Source organism: Sphingomonas brevis, from assembly GCF_023516505.1.
GTDB lineage: Bacteria > Pseudomonadota > Alphaproteobacteria > Sphingomonadales > Sphingomonadaceae > Sphingomicrobium > Sphingomicrobium breve.
In genome coordinates, this window is the sequence record NZ_JAMGBB010000001.1 from 722,354 (window position 1) to 737,512 (window position 15,159).

The following is a 15,159-nucleotide window of genomic DNA, read 5'->3' on the forward strand; positions in this document are numbered from 1 at the left end:
CCAGATGAGCCGCCCGATCCTCACCGCCGAGCAAATGCGCGCCGCCGAAGCGGCAGCGATTGACGCCGGGATAGCTGAAACGGTGTTGATGGAACAGGCGGGCAGGGCGCTTGCCGAGGCGGTCCGTCTCTATGCCGGCCCGCGAGAAACGCTGATCTTATGCGGGCCCGGTAACAATGGCGGCGACGGTTATGTTGCAGCCCGCTTCCTTAAAAATGCCGGCTACACTGTCCGGGTCGCCGCGCTGGCCGAGCCGACGGCCGATGCCGCGAAATGGGCAAGGGGCCAATGGGATGGCCCGGTAGAGTCGTTCGCCGCAGCCACTGAAGCGCCGATCATCATCGATTGCTTGTTCGGAACCGGGCTAAGCCGTGGGCTGGAACCCGTTGTTGCGGAAAGACTTTTGCTGCTAGTCGATAAGGCGCTGGTGGCGGTTGCTTGTGACCTACCAAGCGGCGTCGCCAGTGATGACGGCACGTTGCTGTCAGCGATCGGGAATTACGACCTGACCGTCAGTTTTGGCGCATTGAAGCCCGCGCACCGGTTGATGCCCGCCATGTCGCGCATGGGGCGCACCGTGCTCGCCGACATCGGCATCGATCCTGGCGCGGATTGGTTCGAAATCGAACGCCCAGACCTGCCATCTCTCGACCCAGCGGGACATAAATATAGCCGCGGCCTCGTCCATTGCCTTGCGGGGCAAATGCCGGGCGCGATCGTCCTGGCCGCGACGGCAGCCGCGAAAAGTGGTGCCGGCTACGTGCGGGTATCGACGTCGCTGCCCATTTCCGGCCTGCCTTCTTCGGTTGTCCAGTCCGGTGGCGCGGATCTGCAGGATGAGCGCATCGGTTGCATCCTGGTCGGACCGGGGCTTGGCGACGTGCCGCCGGTGCTGACCCTGGCCCTGACCGCGCCCAAACCGATCGTCATCGACGCCGACGGCATCGGCCTGGTCGGCGATCCCGAACGGCTCCATGGCCATGACGTCATCCTGACTCCGCACGAGGGCGAATTCGGCAAGCTGTTCGGCAAGTTGGAAGGCAGCAAGGCCGAGCGTGCGCTGGAAGCAGCCCGCCGTTCGCAATCGGTTGTGGTTTACAAGGGGCCGGACACGCTGGTTGCCGCGCCGGACGGACGCCTGGGCTTCGCGCCCCCGGCACCGGCCTGGCTGGCCACGGCCGGCACGGGCGACGTCCTCGCTGGGATGATCGCGGCGATGCGGGCCCGGGGACTCGAGGCTTTCGATGCTGCCTGCGCTGGCGTTTGGTTGCACGGCAGAGCCGCTGAGGCCGCCGGCCCGCACATGATTGCCGACGATCTCCTCGAAGCCATCCCATCCGTCCTGTGAGTGAGGAAATAATCCGCATTGCCGCGAGGGGTGATGGAGTAACCGCCAGCGGCCGCCATGTCCCGTTCGCGGTTCCTGGTGACATCATCCATGACGATGGCAGGCTGGAAGAAGGCCCCGGCCATCAAATCGCGCCATGCAGCCATTTCCCGCAGTGCGGCGGTTGCCAGCTCCAACACCTGACCGACGATGCATATGCCGATTATTGTGTGTCGCGCGTGGCTGGTGCCTTGGCCCAGCATGGCCTGGATGCTGAAATCCGCGCACCGCACCTGTCGCCGCCGCGCACCCGGCGCCGGGCAACACTGCGCACGCTGCGGTCGGGCGGCCGCGTCATGATCGGCTTCAACGAGGCCGGCAGCAACCGCATCGTCGACATGATGGAGTGCCATATTCTCCATCCTCGCCTGTTCGAATTGCTGGGACCGCTCCGCAAACTGCTGGCCGGATATTTGCCTGCCAAACGCTCGGCCGAAATCCACCTGACGCTGGCCGATCAGGGCGTGGACCTGATGCTCAAGGGTATCGAAGTCGAAGGTCTCCAGGCAGTCGAAGGGCTTGCGGCCTTTTGCGAGGCAAATCGGCTTGCTCGCTTGAGCGTTGACGAGGGCCTGGGGCCGGAGCCGCGCTACGAGCCGCAACCGGTCACCGCTACGCTTGGCGGAATCGGCGTGGCATTGCCGGTCGGTGCCTTTCTGCAGGCCACGAACGACGGAGAGGCCGCCCTGGTAAGCGCAGTTCGCGAAGCGACGGAAGCCGCGTTGCGAACGGCCGATTTGTTCTCGGGCCTCGGCACCTTTGCTTTTGCGCTGGGTGGGCAAGTCACCGCGGCAGAGGCGGGCAGGGAAGCCGTGCTCGCCGTGAAATCCGCCGCCAACCGCGCCGGCAGGCCAATCGCGGTCGAACATCGCGATCTCTACCGGCGCCCCTGTGATGGCAAGGAATTGGCCGCATTTGACGCGGTAGTGCTCGATCCGCCCCGCGCCGGGGCGCAGGAGCAGGTGCGCGAACTGGCCGCGTCCACAGTCGAGCGCATCGCCTACGTCAGTTGCAATCCTGCGACCTTTGCCAGGGATGCCGAAATCCTTGCCTCGGGCGGCTACCGGCTCGACTGGGTGCGTCCGGTCGGCCAGTTTCGCTGGTCGACCCATGTGGAGCTGGCTTCGGCCTTCAGCCGCTAGTGCATGAGGTGCCAGCCCAGGCAATCGTGGAGGATCCGCGCCCCGGCATGCACTGTAAGGCCGAGCAGGCAGAATGAGGCGAGCGTGAAGATCGCCAACCGGTAGCGGACCGTATTCACCGTGCACTGGATGAGGCTGTGAATGACCCGGAGACCGACATAACCCCACGCCAGCCAATAGTTGATACCGCCCCCGAAATTCATCAATGCAAGCGTGATCGCGATCGCATAGAAGATCGTCGGTTGTTCCATCAAATGATTGTAATTGTGGGATTTCCACTGCGCAGATGGGTTGGCCTTGCCCTCCATGTCGACGCCGCGCGCGCCCGCCGGAATGTTATTGAAGGTAACCCCCAGCCGGCGGAATTCGCGCATCCGCGCGACCAGCATCCACAGCATGACGACAAACGTCCAGGCAACCAGCGCCACCACCGGCACAAGAATTGGGCTGTAGCTCATGAAAAACCCTCCCCTGATTTCTCAGAGGAGGGTGCTTCAGTTCGTTTCGGTTGGCAACCGATCTATTCGAACAGCCTGGCGAAGCGCCGCTTGTCTCGGCCCTGCCAATGACCGCGGTGATAGGCGTCGCTGGCCAGCAGCGGCAGGACCGAGGTAGCCTCGGCGTAGACCATCTGCTCGAGCGCGGTCGAAACCTTGCCCCAGCTGGCTGCTTCCTGGAGGGTCGATGAGCTGCAGGCGCCGTCGCGAACGTCGGCGACGGTGATTTGCACGGCATATTTATGCACTTCGACATCTTCGTGGCCGAGGATTTCGGCACAAACCACGGTGTCCTGCGCGAAATTCTTCGGAACGCCGCCGCCGATCATCAGCAGGCCGGTGGTCCCGGCCGCAATCTTGATATCGGTCAGCTCGCGGAAGTCGGCGATGCTGTCGAGCGTCATCCAGTGGCCGCCGCGCTTCATCGCGTCGACCTGGTGCTTGACCAGGCCGAACCCGGCCGAACTGTCGGTGAACGCCGGACAGAAGATCGGCACGTCATGCTCATAGGCGAGCTTGACCAGACTATTGTCCTTCTTGCCGTTCCCTTCGCTCAGCCACTTGCCCATTTCGCGGATGAAGGCGCGGCTCGAATAAGGGCGCGGTTCCAGGCTGTCGGCGATTTTGCCGATCGTATAGTCGCAATCCTGCAAGGCCACTTCGTCGATGTAAGTGTCGTAGATGCGGTCGATGTAGAGAGAACGCAGCGTGTCGTCGTCAGGGATTTCGAGCGCCTGATAATGTTTGTGACCAAGCGCTTCGAAGAAATCCATGTCGACGATGCTGGCGCCGGTGGCGACGATGGCGTCGACCATATTGTTCTTCACCAGCTCGGCATAAAGGTCCATGCAGCCGCCGGCCGAGGTCGATCCGGCAATCACCAGCCAAACCGAGCAATTGGGATCGGCCAGCATCTGGTTGTAGATACCGGCGGCGCGGGCAAGGTCGCGGCTGGTGAAGCTCATCTTGCCCATGGCCTCGACGATCGGGCGGGCATCGAAGCTGGTGATGTCGATATGCTCGACCTCGCTCTTCAGCAGCTCCGCCTTGCGGGTGTCGTTGGCCAGGGCGTCGACGTCCTGGACCTTGTTCAGCGTGTCGGTGGTCATGGAATGCTCCAATTGTTCGTCATTCCCGCGCAAGCGGGAACCTAGCAAAAAATCAAGTCTGGGTCCCCGCTTTCGCGGGGATGACGATTAAATAAATAATGCCGTTGCTACAGCGTGATGACGTTCGAAGTACGCTCGCGTTCCGGTACGTCCGTGTAGAGCGATGCCATCGGTTCATCGGTGACGACGACATGGTCCTCGACCCCGAATCCGTTGAAGCCGGTGCGCATGGCGCAGCCATAGGCGCCGAGCATGCCAACCTCGATATAATCGCCGGCTTGCACGTCCGCGGGCAGCATGAACGGCCCCGCCATATGGTCGAGATCGTCGCACGTCGGCCCGTAGAAGCTGAACGCCGCATCCTTGACGTTCGAATCTTCCTCGCGGAGTAGCTTGACCGGGTAGCGCCAGCCGATATGCGCCGCATCGAACAGCGCGCCATAGGCGCCGTCGTTGATGTACAGCTCGCTGCCGCGGCGCTTTTCGACGCGGACAAGGACGCTGGCATATTCCGCGCACAGCGCACGGCCCGGCTCGCACCAAAGCTCGGCGGAATAGCTGATCGGCAGCTCTTCGAACGAGCGGTGGATGACCTCGAAATAGGCTTCGAGGGCCGGGGGTTCCATGCCCGGATACCAGCTGGGGAAGCCCCCGCCGACATCGACGATGTCAACCGTGACCGCTGCCTCCACGATAGCATCGCGGACACGCGTCATCGCTTCGGCAAAGGCCGTCGGGCTCATCGCCTGGCTGCCGACGTGGAAACAGAGGCCGAGCGCGTCGGACGCCTGGCGGGCTGCCATCAGCAGCGGCTTGACCTCATGCGGCTCGGCCCCAAATTTCGAGGCGAGGCTGAGCTTGGAGTGATCCGACGAAACACGCAGGCGAACCAGCAGGTTGAGATCGGTGGCACCCTTGGTGGCACGGACGATCTTTTCCAGCTCCTCAAGCGTATCGAGGCTGAAGGTCTTCACGCCATAGTTGAAGTAGGACTCGGCGATCGCTTCCTCGGCCTTGACCGGGTGCATGAAACACAGCGTCGCGTCTGGCAGCGTTTCCGCCACCAGCCGGACCTCTCCAAGCGAAGCAACGTCGTAATGGGTGACCCCCGCATCCCACAGCACCTTCAGGAGGGAAGGCGAGGGGTTGGCCTTGACCGCATAGAGCGACTTGCCCGGAAACTTCTCGGCAAAGAAGCGGGCGGCACGCGTGGCGGCATGCGGACGAAGTAGCGTGACCGGCTGAACCGGTCGGAGGGCGGTAGCTAGCCCCAGCGCGCTATGATGGTTGTGCAACTCAAGGGACCTCCAACTGGTAGATCGAGACAAAGCTGCCTTGCGGTTGGAAGTCCCATGGGGCAGCGGAGGCGCGATATATGTGCGGGGGTCCCCCATGTAAAGTTTTTTTGGAGCCCTAGTCCCGTGTTGGTCCCCGGCAAGAAACGGTTCGCAGAAAGAGCAAGGAGTTGAAGGGTTTGGGTAATTATCCTCAAGTGGCCCGCGACGATATTCTGGCGGCCAGGGAACGAATTTCAGGCTCGGTCGAGCGAACGCCATTAATTGAGTCACGGATTCGCGGGCAACGCATATGGCTCAAATGCGAATGCCTGCAGACCGGCGGATCGTTCAAGCTGCGCGGGGCGACCAATCGGCTGATGCTGCTTGACGAGCAGCAGCGCCGTCGCGGCGTGGTCGCTTTTTCCTCCGGCAACCATGCCCAGGGCGTGGCAATTGCCGCCGAACGCCTTGGCATTCACGCCATCATTGTCATGCCGGCTGACGCGCCGGCAAAGAAGATCGAAGGCACAAGGTCCCATGGCGCGGAGATCATCTTCTACGACCGCGCTACCGAGAACCGAGAGGAAATCGCCGCTCGATTGGGGGCGGAGAAAGGCTCGGTCGTCGTGCCGAGCTTTGACGATCCTCACATCGTTGCCGGCCAGGGGACGGCAGGACTGGAGATAATCGACCAGCTTGGTGCATCGCCTGCACAGATACTGGTGAATTGCGGCGGCGGCGGCCTGTCATCGGGACTTGCCCTTGCCTGTCCCGATGCCGCGATCGTCACGGTCGAGCCGGAAGGTTGGGACGACATGCGGAAATCGCTGGAGGTGGGAGAAATTGTGCCGGTAGGCCCAAACCCGCCGCCGACCCTCTGCGATGCGATCCAGACGCTAAGAGTTTCGCCGCTTACCCTGGGCATTCTCAAGGATCGCGATGCCCGTGGAGTGGCGGTCAGCGAGGAGGAAACGGTAGCAGCCGTTCGTTGGGCCTGGCAGGAGCATGAGCTGGTCGTCGAGCCGGGCGCCGCGGTGTCGATGGCGGCTCTGCTATCCGGCAAGGTGGAAATCATCCCGGAGACGGTGGCGCTGGTGTCGGGCGGGAATATCGACCCCGCGCTTCACGCTCGCCTGGTCAGCTAGGCGGAAGCGATCCGATATTCGCCGGGCTCGACATGGGCCGGCGAATTGCGCTCGACCGCCCGGGTCAGCTCTTCAAGCTCGGCAGCCAGCGTCTGGAGCTCGGCAATCAGCACCTTCGGGTCGATTTCGGATAGATTGGCCGAAGCGTCGAGCAGCGTGTCGAGCATCATGGCGATGCACGGCAGAATCGTCTCTTCGATCCGCTCGAACGCCTCCTCGAGGCGCGCCTGTTGCTGCTGGACATCGCGCATGGGCGTAGACCATGGGCCGGATGGGTTAAGAAGCAATGAAAGGGCAATCGTTGAGCACCGTCGCCTCCGCCGCGCTCGCGGTCACCATGATCGCGGCAATCCTGCTGCTGATCTTCGGCGTGAAACTGGCGATGAGGCCAGAGGAACGTCAGCGTGGGCTGCTAATGATCGCCTGCGGAATCATTTTCGTCGGGAATGTGCTGATCTGGACGCTTTAGTTCCGGAACCAACCCCGTCACCCCGGCCTTGATGATCGGACCGGTACTGTCCCCCAGACAGTACCGCATGCCGATCATGGGTCTGCCTTCTTTGGCCAAAGGAAGAAAAGGCGGATCCCGGGTCAAGCCCGGGATGACGCACCATGGTGCCTCACCTGATCGGGCAGCTCGGGTCCAAACGATAGTCCAGATAGCCGTCCACGCTCTTCATCAGCAGGTCGATTTCATTGGCGAAGAAGTGATTGGCGCCCGGGATGGTGTCGTGGGCGATTGTGATGTGCTTTTGGGTACGAAGCTTGTCGACCAGCTTCTGGACCGCGCCAGGCGTCACTACCTCGTCGGCCTCGCCCTGGATGATGATGCCCGATGCAGGGCAGGGGGCGAGGAAGCTGAAATCATACATGTTGGCCGGCGGCGCGATCGAGATGAAGCCGCGGATTTCCGGGCGTCGCATCAGAAGCTGCATGCCGATCCAGGCGCCGAAGCTGACACCTGCGACCCAGGTTTGCTCCGCCTCGGGGTGAATCTGCTGGACCCAGTCGAGCGCGGAAGCGGCATCGCTCAGCTCACCGATGCCATTGTCGAACGTTCCCTGGCTCTTGCCGACACCGCGGAAGTTGAAGCGCAACGTGGCGAAGCCGCGGCGGACGAAATCCTTGTAGAGCAGCTGGACGATCTTGTTGTTCATCGTCCCGCCGGCCTGCGGGTGGCTGTGCAGGATCATGGCGACGGGCGCACGCGGGCGCGGTCCCGGGCTGAAACGGCCTTCCAGACGGCCTTCGGGTCCGGGGAAAATCACTTCGGGCATGGGTGGTCGCTTCGCCTGCTACTAGGACTGAAAATCCGCGGAAGGGATGCACCGCGGCGGCGGACCCTATATAGGGCTGGCGCAACCTCTGGCAACGGCAGGATTCTGTAGATTTCACATGACCGATTCAGCGACTCGAATTTTCCTTGATCATGCCGCCACGACCAACGTCCTGCCCGAGGCTCGGGCGGCGCTTGAACGCGGCTATGACGCCTGGGCCAATCCCAGCTCTCCGCATGCCGAGGGGCGCAAGGCGCGCTCGGCGCTGGAAGAGGCCAGGTCGGCCGTCGCCGAGGTATTGGGCTGGCGTCATGACGTCATTTTCACCAGCGGCGCCAGTGAATCGGTCGAAATCGTCGCGGCGCGCGCGCGCATTCCTGGCCGCGCCCATGGCGCGACCGAGCATGCCATTGTGCCGCACGCGATGGGGGCAAGCTCGAAGGTCGTTCCGGTCGATGCCGGCGGCCTGATCGACGAAACAGCGCTCGAAGCGATCCTTGCGGAAGGACCGGCACTTGTCGCGATCCAGATGGTCAATAACGAGACCGGGATCCTGCAGCCGCTTGAGCGATTGGCGCCGATGATCCGGGAGGCCGGCTCGCTGTTGCTGGCCGACTGCGCGCAGAGCGCCAGCAAATATCCGCTTCCTGACGCCGATTTCATCGCCCTTTCGGCGCACAAATTGGGCGCGACGCCGGGTTTTGGCGCGCTGCTGGTCAGGGACCTCGGCACGCTGGAGCCGGTCGGCGGGCAGGAAAAGGGTTATCGCCGCGGCACCCAGGACGCGCCGAGCGCGCTGGCCTTTGCCGCTGCGCTATCGGCAAAGCCCTATGATATGGAGCGGCTTGCCGCCCTTCGTTCGCGGCTCGACGAGGGTGTAAGGGCCGCCGGCGGAGTGGTGATCGGTGAAGACAGTCCACGCCTGCCGACCATCGGTGCCATATCGCTGCCCGGCGCATCGAGCGCCGCATTGCTCGTTCAGTTCGATCTGGCCGGCATCGCCGTCTCCGCCGGCAGCGCCTGCTCGTCGGGCAAGATGAAGGAAAGCGCCGTGCTGTCGGCAATGGGCGTCGCGCCAGAAATCGCCGGCGGCTTCCTCAGGATCAGCTTCGGTCCGATGACGACCGAAGCAGAGGTCGATGCCTTCCTCGCCGAATGGTCGCGGATCGCGAGCCGCGCTCGGGCGGCATGATCTATCTCGATTACCAGGCGACCACGCCCGTTGCTCCCGAGGTGGCGGCCGGGATGCGGCCGTGGATCGAGGAGAAGTTCGCCAACCCGCACAGTCCCTCCAAATGGGGCCGTGAGGCGGCAGCGGCGATCGAGGTCGCTCGGGGGCAGGTTGAAAAGACGCTGGGCCTCGGCGGCGGGCACTTCGCTTTCACCTCCGGCGCGACCGAGGCGCTCAATTGGGCGCTCAAGGGCGTTTTCGAGACCGCCAAGCGCCGCAAGCTGGTCACCGTCGCTACCGAACATGCCGCGGTGCTCGATACCGCCGAGTGGCTCGAAGGGAAGGGCATTGAGGTCGTCCGGCTCCAGGTTGGCGCGGACGGTCGCATCGATCGCGACATGGCCGAAGCCGCGATCGACGACAATACGGCGCTGGTCGCGGCGATGCTGGTCAATAATGAAATCGGCGTGATCCAGCCGATCGCCGAACTTGCGCGGCTTGCCCACGGGGCCGGCGCACTGATGCTGTGCGACGCCGTGCAGGGCTTTGGCCGGTTGGCGATCCCCGATGGACCGGACCTGGTTGCCGTGTCGGGCCATAAAATCCACGGCCCGAAGGGAGTTGGTGGCTTGTGGATGCGGAGCGGCTGTGAGCCCGAGCCGCTGTTGCATGGCGGTGGGCAGGAGCAGGGCCTGCGTTCCGGCACATTGTCGCCCGCCTTGTGCGTCGGGATGGGCGAGGCGGCACAACTAGCGTCCGAACGGCGCGACGCCGATGCGGTACATGTTGAGAAATTATATGAGCTTGCGCTGACAACACTCGGACAGAATTGGAATATTAATGGTAGTGTGGCCCATCGCTACCGGGGAAATCTCAACCTTCGCCGCGACGGCCTGGACGGCGCGAGATTGATCTCGGACATGCGCAATATCGCCTTTTCGCTCGGCTCCGCCTGCGCCAGCGGCTCCGGCCGTCCCAGCCACGTCCTCCGCGCAATTGGGCTGAGCGACCAGCAGGCGCGCTCTTCGATCCGCCTCGGTTTCGGACGCTACACTGGCGAGGAGGAGCTGGCCTCGGCCTGCCGCCGGATCAACGAGACCGCCAACGCCCAGGCCCGGCTTCCGGCATGATCAAGGTCCGGTTTCTGAAGGCCGACGGGACACTCGACCATGAAATCGAGGCACCGTCCGGCACCAATTTACTCGACCTCGCACAGCGCGAAGGCCAGCCGCTCGAAGGTGCCTGCGAGGGGCAGATGGCTTGCTCGACATGCCATGTGGTGGTGGCGAAGGAGGACTTCGACCGCTTGCCGCCTGCCAGCGAGGAAGAGGACGACCTTCTCGATCTTGCCTGGCAGGTCCGCCCGACGTCGCGTCTGGCGTGTCAGATCAACCTTAGCGATGACGTCGGGACCATCACCGTTCAGATGCCCGGCGGAGCCTATAACCTCGACCGCTAGTCGCCCTTGGGCAGCGGCTGGCCGACCCGGCTGTCAAACTCGCCCTTGCGGTGCTTCTCGCCTTTCCCCTTTGGCCGGGTGGGCAACCGGGCTTCCAGCGCCGCAAGCGTGAGGCGTCCCTGCCCATCGCTGTCGAGCAGCTTGAACCGGGTGGAAGCGGCCTGTCGAAACTCGGCAAGCGTGACTGCCCGGTTGAAGTCGGCATCGGCACTGGCCACTGGCTGAGGGATATTGAGCAGCCCGTAACGGGCGCCCCCCTGAAGGCCGTCCAACCGATAGCCGTCGTATCGGTCTCCTCGTTTCCGGTCATCGCCGAACGGGTGGTCCCGGTCCGGTTCAGGCTTGGGAGCAGTGTCGCCCCGGGGCCGCTTCCAGTCCGTGTTCACCTGGACGTCGGGCGCGACCTCCCACTCATAGGTGGTGATTTCCTGGGGATCGATCTGGCCATCGTGATTATCGTCGAGCTTGGCGAAGAAGCGGTCGGCATCGGCCTGCATTTCGTCGGCGGTCAGCACGCCGTCCCGGTTTGCGTCCGCCTGCCCGAACCATCGCGCGATGGGAGATTCGGCGGTCGCCCGTCCGCGAAACGGCTCGCCCATCGGACTGATGAATGGTGCCCAGGGATAGGCCTTCACGGTGATCGGCGGTTCGTCGGCCGCGGCGGCGGACATCAGGAGAGCGATGATCGGCGCGACAAGCGGCATGAGGCTACCTCGGTCCCATCGCGTGAACGGCCGATGAAGGGCTTGGCATTTGGGAGCGGTGGAAGCCGACGACCCGGCACGAAATCGTTGTGGCTGCTTCCTTCCGGATCTGACCAGGTTGGCGACAGCGCCGTCCGCCGACTTCCGCGCGCCATATGGGGACATGGCTCACATGATGCAAGCAATACTCGCGCCTCGCAAAGCCGGGTCGAGATCATTAAACCATCCTCGATGACTGACGACGAATCGCCGGGCCTTGGCCTAGACCTTCCCGAACTGCCCGAGCGGCCAAATGACGAGGCGCACTATCGCGTGCTCGCCCGCAAATACCGGCCGCAGACCTTCGCCGAGCTGATCGGCCAGGACGCGATGGTGAAGACGCTCGGCAACGCGATCGAGCGCGGCCGCATTGCCCACGCATTCCTGCTGACCGGGGTGCGCGGGGTCGGCAAAACGTCGACCGCGCGGCTCGTCGCCAAGGCGCTGAACTGCATCGGCCCGGACGGGCACGGCGGGCCGACCATCGAGCCATGCGGCGTTTGCGAGCCGTGCCGGGCGATTGCGGAGGGCCGCCATATCGACGTGATCGAGATGGACGCTGCCTCTCACACCGGGGTCGACGACGTTCGGGAGATTATCGAGGCGGTGCGCTACGCCAGTGTCTCCGCGCGCTACAAAATCTACATTATCGACGAAGTTCACATGCTGTCGAAGAGCGCGTTCAACGCGCTCCTCAAGACGCTTGAGGAACCGCCGGCACATGTGAAATTCCTGTTCGCCACCACCGAGGTCGGCAAGGTTCCGGTGACGGTTCTGTCGCGTTGCCAACGGTTCGACCTCAGGCGCATCCCGGCCGAGAAACTGGCCGAGCATTTCGCCTGGGTTGCGGCTGCGGAGAATGTTGAGGTCGAGCCGGAGGCCCTCCACGCAATCGCCCGCGCCGCTGAAGGCTCCGCCCGGGACGGCCTGTCGATCCTCGACCAGGCGATTGCGCATGGAGAAGGCAAGGTCACTGCGGAACAGGTGCGCGACATGCTCGGTCAGGCTGACCGCGGGCGTATCCGCCGATTGCTCGAAACCCTCTTGACTGGGGACCTTGCCGCGACGCTCGAGCAGCTCGACGAGGCCCATGCGCTGGGCATTGAGCCAGGCTCGCTGCTCCGCGGCCTGATGGAATCGATGCACGCCGTGACCCGCGCCAAGGCCGGGGCCAAGGCCGATATGCTGCAGTCCGCCGAGGAGCGCGAGCATAGCGCCGAGCTGGCCGGGCGCCTTGGTTGGGGCAGCCTCCATCGCCTATGGCAGCTGCTGCTCAAGGGATTGGAGGATGTCCGCATCGCCCCTGATCCGCATGAGGCGGCGACCATGGCCCTGCTGCGCTTGATCCATGCCGCCGACATGCCTGATCCCTCGGCGCTTGCCGCGATGCTGTCGGGCGGCGGCACGTCAGTTGCCGCTCCAGCGGCGCCAAGCGCTACGGCACCGCCCGGAGCGAAGGCCAGCGTGCCGACAGACTATCCGTCGCTGGTCGATGCAGTAGAGAAGCAAGGCAAGCAATTGCTTGGCGTCCAGCTGCGCGATCATGTCGGCCTGGTCAGTTTCGAACCCGGCGAGTTGGTGTTGAAGCCGTTGAAGCCGCTCGGCCCGGAATTCCCGCGAGAGCTGGCTGCCGCAGCCAAGGCCGCGACTGGCCAGAATTGGCAGGTGCGCCTGACCGACGAGGGCGGATCGCCCTCGCTTCAGCAGCAGGAAGTCATGGCGGAAGAACGGATGCGCTCAGCCGTCCTCGAGGAACAAAATGTCCGCGCGCTGCTTGATGAATTTCCCGACGCAACCCTGGAATCGATTGACCGGAAAGAAGCCTAATGCCCAGCCTCGATGAAATCATGAAAATGGCCGAAGCCGCCCAGGCGCAACTTGCCCAGGCGCAGGAAAATCTCGACAAGGTCGAAGTTGAGGGCGTGTCGGGCGGGGGCCTGGTCAAGATCAAGGCGACCGCCAAGGGCCGCATTCTCGGCGTGGCCATCGACGACAGCCTGTTGGTTCCGGCCGAAAAATCCATGCTGGAAGACCTGATCGCAGCGGCGATCAACGATGCCCGTGGGAAGGCAGATGCCGCCGCCGGCGAGCAGATGCAGTCGATGACGGCTGGACTTTCGCTGCCGCCCGGATTCAAGCTTCCTTTCTAAAAAGCCGCCCAAAATAAGCACTTGTATCCGGGCCGGAGCGTGGCAAAGCTGACAGCTTGAGACGCGCGGGGGAATGGGCGTGCAAACATTGGGTGCAATGCAGGACTGGCCGCTCCGCGTCATGCGGCTGGTCGACCACGCCGAGCGCGAGCATGGCGATGGCGAAATCGTTACCGCTTGGGCCGATGGCACGACGAGCCGAACCAACTGGCGCAGCATCGCTCGAGACGCCCGGCGGATGGCCCAGGCGCTCGAAGCGCTTGGCATCGGCCCCGGGGATCGCGTTGCCACGCTGGCAATGAACCACAGCCATCACCTGACCAGCTGGTACGGCGCGATCGGCATGGGTGGGATTCTCCACACCATCAACCCACGGCTGTTCGACGAACAGCTCGAATATATCGCCAACCATGCCGAGGACCGGGTGTTGATTTACGACCATGTCTGGTCGGGCGTGGTCGAGCGGATGAAGCCGCACTGGACGACTATCGAAAAATATATCTGCTACGATCCGCCCGAGGGCTGGAACGGCGACTTGGGCTTCGCCGAATGGCTGGCCCCCCATGACGGCGATTATGAGTGGGTCGAAGGCGACGAACGCGATCCCTGCGGCCTCTGTTACACCAGCGGGACAACCGGCAATCCCAAGGGGGTGCTTTACGAGCATCGCTCGACCATGCTCCACACGCTGGCCGAGGCTTCGCCCGACATCTTCAACCTGTCCAAGCGCGCCGTGGTTCTGCCGATCGTGCCGATGTTCCACGCCAACGCCTGGGGCGTGCCCTGGGCGGCGCCGATGGTCGGCTGCAAGCTGGTCCTGTCGGCTGACTATCGCCCGGACCGCATGTGCCGGCTGTTCCGCGAAGAACAGGTTACCCACAGCGCCGGCGTTCCCACCATCTGGCTGACAATGATCGAATATATCGAGCGGACCGGCGAGGAATTGGGTGACCTGGAACAGGTCACCATCGGTGGGTCTGCCGCACCGCGCGCCATGATCCGCTGGTTCCTGGAACGGGGCATCGAGGTTGGCCACGCCTGGGGCATGACCGAAACCTCTCCGATCGGCACCTGCGGCTCGCGGCCCCTCGGTTGGAACGAATATTCAGTCGATCAAAAGGTCGACTATATTTCGCGGCAGGGACGGGTGCCCTTCAACGTCGAGCTGCGCACGGTGGACGACGATGGCAATGTCTTGCCACGCGATGGCGAGACATCGGGCCGGCTGCAGGCCCGTGGCCCGTGGGTGATCAAGCGCTATTTCAAGGCGGACGCCGACGCGACCGAGGACGGGGAATGGTTCGACACTGGCGATGTCGCGGCGCTCCATCCCGACGGCACCGTCCAGATCACCGACCGGTCCAAGGACGTGATCAAGTCGGGCGGAGAATGGATCAGCTCGATCGACCTGGAGAATGCGGCGGTTGGCTGCCCGGGCGTCGCGGAAGCCGCCGCAATCGGCATTCCCCATCCCAAATGGGACGAACGGCCGCTGCTGGTTTGCGTCAGGACGGACGGGAGCGACGTCTGCGCAGTCAAAATCCGCGAGCATCTGACTGTCCATGTCGCCAAATGGTGGCTGCCTGATGCGATCGAATTCGTCGATGAGCTGCCGCATACCGCCACCGGCAAGCTTTCAAAGAAGACGCTGCGTGAGCAGTTTCGCGATTACCGCTTCGCCGGCGTCGAGGACATGGTGGGCAGGGATTAGGCTGTTCCCTCTTTCGTCATGCCAGCGAAGCCTGGCATCCATGCAAAATTTGACATGGGCCCCAGCCTGCGCTGGGGCGACGGGTAGGGCT

Annotated in this window: 16 protein-coding genes and 1 other RNA gene; 10 read left to right on the forward strand and 7 right to left on the reverse strand. The window is 63.7% G+C overall.

Annotation, left to right across the window (positions count from 1 at the left end):
• Window positions 1-4 precede the first annotated feature (4 nt).
• The gene (locus tag LZ518_RS03760) at window positions 5-1,348 is read left to right on the forward strand and encodes an NAD(P)H-hydrate dehydratase (protein WP_249914693.1); all 1,344 of its coding nucleotides are present in this window, start codon (window positions 5-7) and stop codon (window positions 1,346-1,348) included.
• Window positions 1,345-2,529 carry a class I SAM-dependent RNA methyltransferase gene (locus LZ518_RS03765; protein ID WP_249914694.1) on the forward strand — a complete coding sequence of 395 codons (1,185 nt, stop codon included), beginning with the start codon at window positions 1,345-1,347 and terminating at the stop codon, window positions 2,527-2,529. Before LZ518_RS03760 ends, LZ518_RS03765 begins: the two co-directional genes overlap by 4 nt.
• On the opposite strand, the gene LZ518_RS03770 is transcribed toward LZ518_RS03765, so the two are convergent.
• The 3 genes from LZ518_RS03770 to LZ518_RS03780 all read right to left on the reverse strand — a co-directional run bounded on the left by LZ518_RS03770 (window position 2,526) and on the right by LZ518_RS03780 (window position 5,430).
• Window positions 2,526-2,987: an MAPEG family protein gene (locus LZ518_RS03770; RefSeq protein ID WP_249914695.1), complete on the reverse strand. Its 462-nt coding sequence runs from the start codon at window positions 2,985-2,987 to the stop codon at window positions 2,526-2,528. The two genes, LZ518_RS03765 and LZ518_RS03770, sit on opposite strands and share 4 nt — an antisense overlap.
• 62 nt (window positions 2,988-3,049) lie before the next feature.
• Window positions 3,050-4,135, reverse strand: coding sequence for a 1,9-bis(guanidino)-5-aza-nonane synthase (locus LZ518_RS03775; protein WP_249914696.1), 1,086 nt, complete (start codon window positions 4,133-4,135; stop codon window positions 3,050-3,052).
• Between the two features lie 107 nt (window positions 4,136-4,242).
• On the reverse strand, window positions 4,243-5,430 hold the full coding sequence (locus LZ518_RS03780) for a type III PLP-dependent enzyme (protein ID WP_249914697.1): 1,188 nt from the start codon (window positions 5,428-5,430) through the stop codon (window positions 4,243-4,245).
• A 179-nt stretch (window positions 5,431-5,609) separates the two neighbouring features.
• Between LZ518_RS03780 and LZ518_RS03785 the strand changes: the two genes are divergently transcribed.
• A complete protein-coding gene (locus LZ518_RS03785) occupies window positions 5,610-6,557 on the forward strand; it encodes a threonine ammonia-lyase (protein WP_249914698.1) in 948 nt (315 codons plus the stop codon).
• Here the strand turns inward: LZ518_RS03785 and LZ518_RS03790 are convergent.
• Window positions 6,554-6,808 (reverse strand): hypothetical protein, encoded by a 255-nt coding sequence (locus LZ518_RS03790; protein ID WP_249914699.1) that lies wholly within the window; start codon window positions 6,806-6,808, stop codon window positions 6,554-6,556. The two genes, LZ518_RS03785 and LZ518_RS03790, sit on opposite strands and share 4 nt — an antisense overlap.
• Window positions 6,809-6,858: 50 nt before the next feature.
• Between LZ518_RS03790 and LZ518_RS03795 the strand changes: the two genes are divergently transcribed.
• Entirely contained in the window at window positions 6,859-7,026 is a 168-nt protein-coding gene (locus LZ518_RS03795; protein ID WP_249914700.1) for a hypothetical protein, read from the forward strand.
• A gap of 151 nt (window positions 7,027-7,177) precedes the next feature.
• On the opposite strand, the gene LZ518_RS03800 is transcribed toward LZ518_RS03795, so the two are convergent.
• On the reverse strand, window positions 7,178-7,834 hold the full coding sequence (locus LZ518_RS03800; RefSeq protein ID WP_249914701.1) for an alpha/beta hydrolase: 657 nt from the start codon (window positions 7,832-7,834) through the stop codon (window positions 7,178-7,180).
• A 118-nt stretch (window positions 7,835-7,952) separates the two neighbouring features.
• Here LZ518_RS03800 and LZ518_RS03805 point away from each other — a divergent pair, with 118 nt between their 5' ends.
• From LZ518_RS03805 to LZ518_RS03815, 3 genes are read left to right on the forward strand one after another with little or no spacing between them, the layout of a single operon-like run.
• Entirely contained in the window at window positions 7,953-9,026 is a 1,074-nt protein-coding gene (locus LZ518_RS03805; protein ID WP_249914702.1) for a cysteine desulfurase family protein, read from the forward strand.
• On the forward strand, window positions 9,023-10,135 hold the full coding sequence (locus LZ518_RS03810) for a cysteine desulfurase family protein (protein WP_249916492.1): 1,113 nt from the start codon (window positions 9,023-9,025) through the stop codon (window positions 10,133-10,135). The genes LZ518_RS03805 and LZ518_RS03810 overlap by 4 nt, the downstream gene beginning before the upstream one ends.
• On the forward strand, window positions 10,132-10,464 hold the full coding sequence (locus LZ518_RS03815; RefSeq protein ID WP_249914703.1) for a 2Fe-2S iron-sulfur cluster-binding protein: 333 nt from the start codon (window positions 10,132-10,134) through the stop codon (window positions 10,462-10,464). Before LZ518_RS03810 ends, LZ518_RS03815 begins: the two co-directional genes overlap by 4 nt.
• On the opposite strand, the gene LZ518_RS03820 is transcribed toward LZ518_RS03815, so the two are convergent.
• The gene (locus tag LZ518_RS03820; RefSeq protein WP_249914704.1) at window positions 10,461-11,168 is read right to left on the reverse strand and encodes an EF-hand domain-containing protein; all 708 of its coding nucleotides are present in this window, start codon (window positions 11,166-11,168) and stop codon (window positions 10,461-10,463) included. The two genes, LZ518_RS03815 and LZ518_RS03820, sit on opposite strands and share 4 nt — an antisense overlap.
• A 54-nt stretch (window positions 11,169-11,222) precedes the next feature.
• An RNA gene (gene ffs / locus LZ518_RS03825) (signal recognition particle sRNA small type) lies at window positions 11,223-11,317 on the reverse strand.
• Window positions 11,318-11,399: 82 nt separating this feature from the next.
• Between ffs and LZ518_RS03830 the strand changes: the two genes are divergently transcribed.
• From LZ518_RS03830 to LZ518_RS03840, 3 genes are all read left to right on the forward strand, one after another.
• On the forward strand, window positions 11,400-13,034 hold the full coding sequence (locus LZ518_RS03830; protein WP_249914705.1) for a DNA polymerase III subunit gamma/tau: 1,635 nt from the start codon (window positions 11,400-11,402) through the stop codon (window positions 13,032-13,034).
• Window positions 13,034-13,357 carry a YbaB/EbfC family nucleoid-associated protein gene (locus tag LZ518_RS03835; protein ID WP_249914706.1) on the forward strand — a complete coding sequence of 108 codons (324 nt, stop codon included), beginning with the start codon at window positions 13,034-13,036 and terminating at the stop codon, window positions 13,355-13,357. Before LZ518_RS03830 ends, LZ518_RS03835 begins: the two co-directional genes overlap by 1 nt.
• Window positions 13,358-13,430: 73 nt before the next feature.
• Entirely contained in the window at window positions 13,431-15,068 is a 1,638-nt protein-coding gene (locus LZ518_RS03840) for a long-chain fatty acid--CoA ligase (RefSeq protein WP_249914707.1), read from the forward strand.
• Window positions 15,069-15,159: the final 91 nt, after the last annotated feature.

Excerpts from the sequence above, each read along its gene's own strand:
- LZ518_RS03820 (WP_249914704.1), bottom strand. The coding sequence starts at position 11,168 with ATGCCGCTTGTCGCGCCGATCATCGCTCTCCTGATGTCCGCCGCCGCG.
- LZ518_RS03830 (WP_249914705.1), top strand. The coding sequence starts at position 11,400 with ATGACTGACGACGAATCGCCGGGCCTTGGCCTAGACCTTCCCGAACTG.
- LZ518_RS03810 (WP_249916492.1), top strand. The coding sequence starts at position 9,023 with ATGATCTATCTCGATTACCAGGCGACCACGCCCGTTGCTCCCGAGGTG.
- LZ518_RS03815 (WP_249914703.1), top strand. The coding sequence starts at position 10,132 with ATGATCAAGGTCCGGTTTCTGAAGGCCGACGGGACACTCGACCATGAA.
- LZ518_RS03835 (WP_249914706.1), top strand. The coding sequence starts at position 13,034 with ATGCCCAGCCTCGATGAAATCATGAAAATGGCCGAAGCCGCCCAGGCG.
- LZ518_RS03790 (WP_249914699.1), bottom strand. The coding sequence starts at position 6,808 with ATGCGCGATGTCCAGCAGCAACAGGCGCGCCTCGAGGAGGCGTTCGAG.
- LZ518_RS03800 (WP_249914701.1), bottom strand. The coding sequence starts at position 7,834 with ATGCCCGAAGTGATTTTCCCCGGACCCGAAGGCCGTCTGGAAGGCCGT.
- LZ518_RS03805 (WP_249914702.1), top strand. The coding sequence starts at position 7,953 with ATGACCGATTCAGCGACTCGAATTTTCCTTGATCATGCCGCCACGACC.
- LZ518_RS03840 (WP_249914707.1), top strand. The coding sequence starts at position 13,431 with ATGGGCGTGCAAACATTGGGTGCAATGCAGGACTGGCCGCTCCGCGTC.
- LZ518_RS03770 (WP_249914695.1), bottom strand. The coding sequence starts at position 2,987 with ATGAGCTACAGCCCAATTCTTGTGCCGGTGGTGGCGCTGGTTGCCTGG.
- LZ518_RS03775 (WP_249914696.1), bottom strand. The coding sequence starts at position 4,135 with ATGACCACCGACACGCTGAACAAGGTCCAGGACGTCGACGCCCTGGCC.
- LZ518_RS03760 (WP_249914693.1), top strand. The coding sequence starts at position 5 with ATGAGCCGCCCGATCCTCACCGCCGAGCAAATGCGCGCCGCCGAAGCG.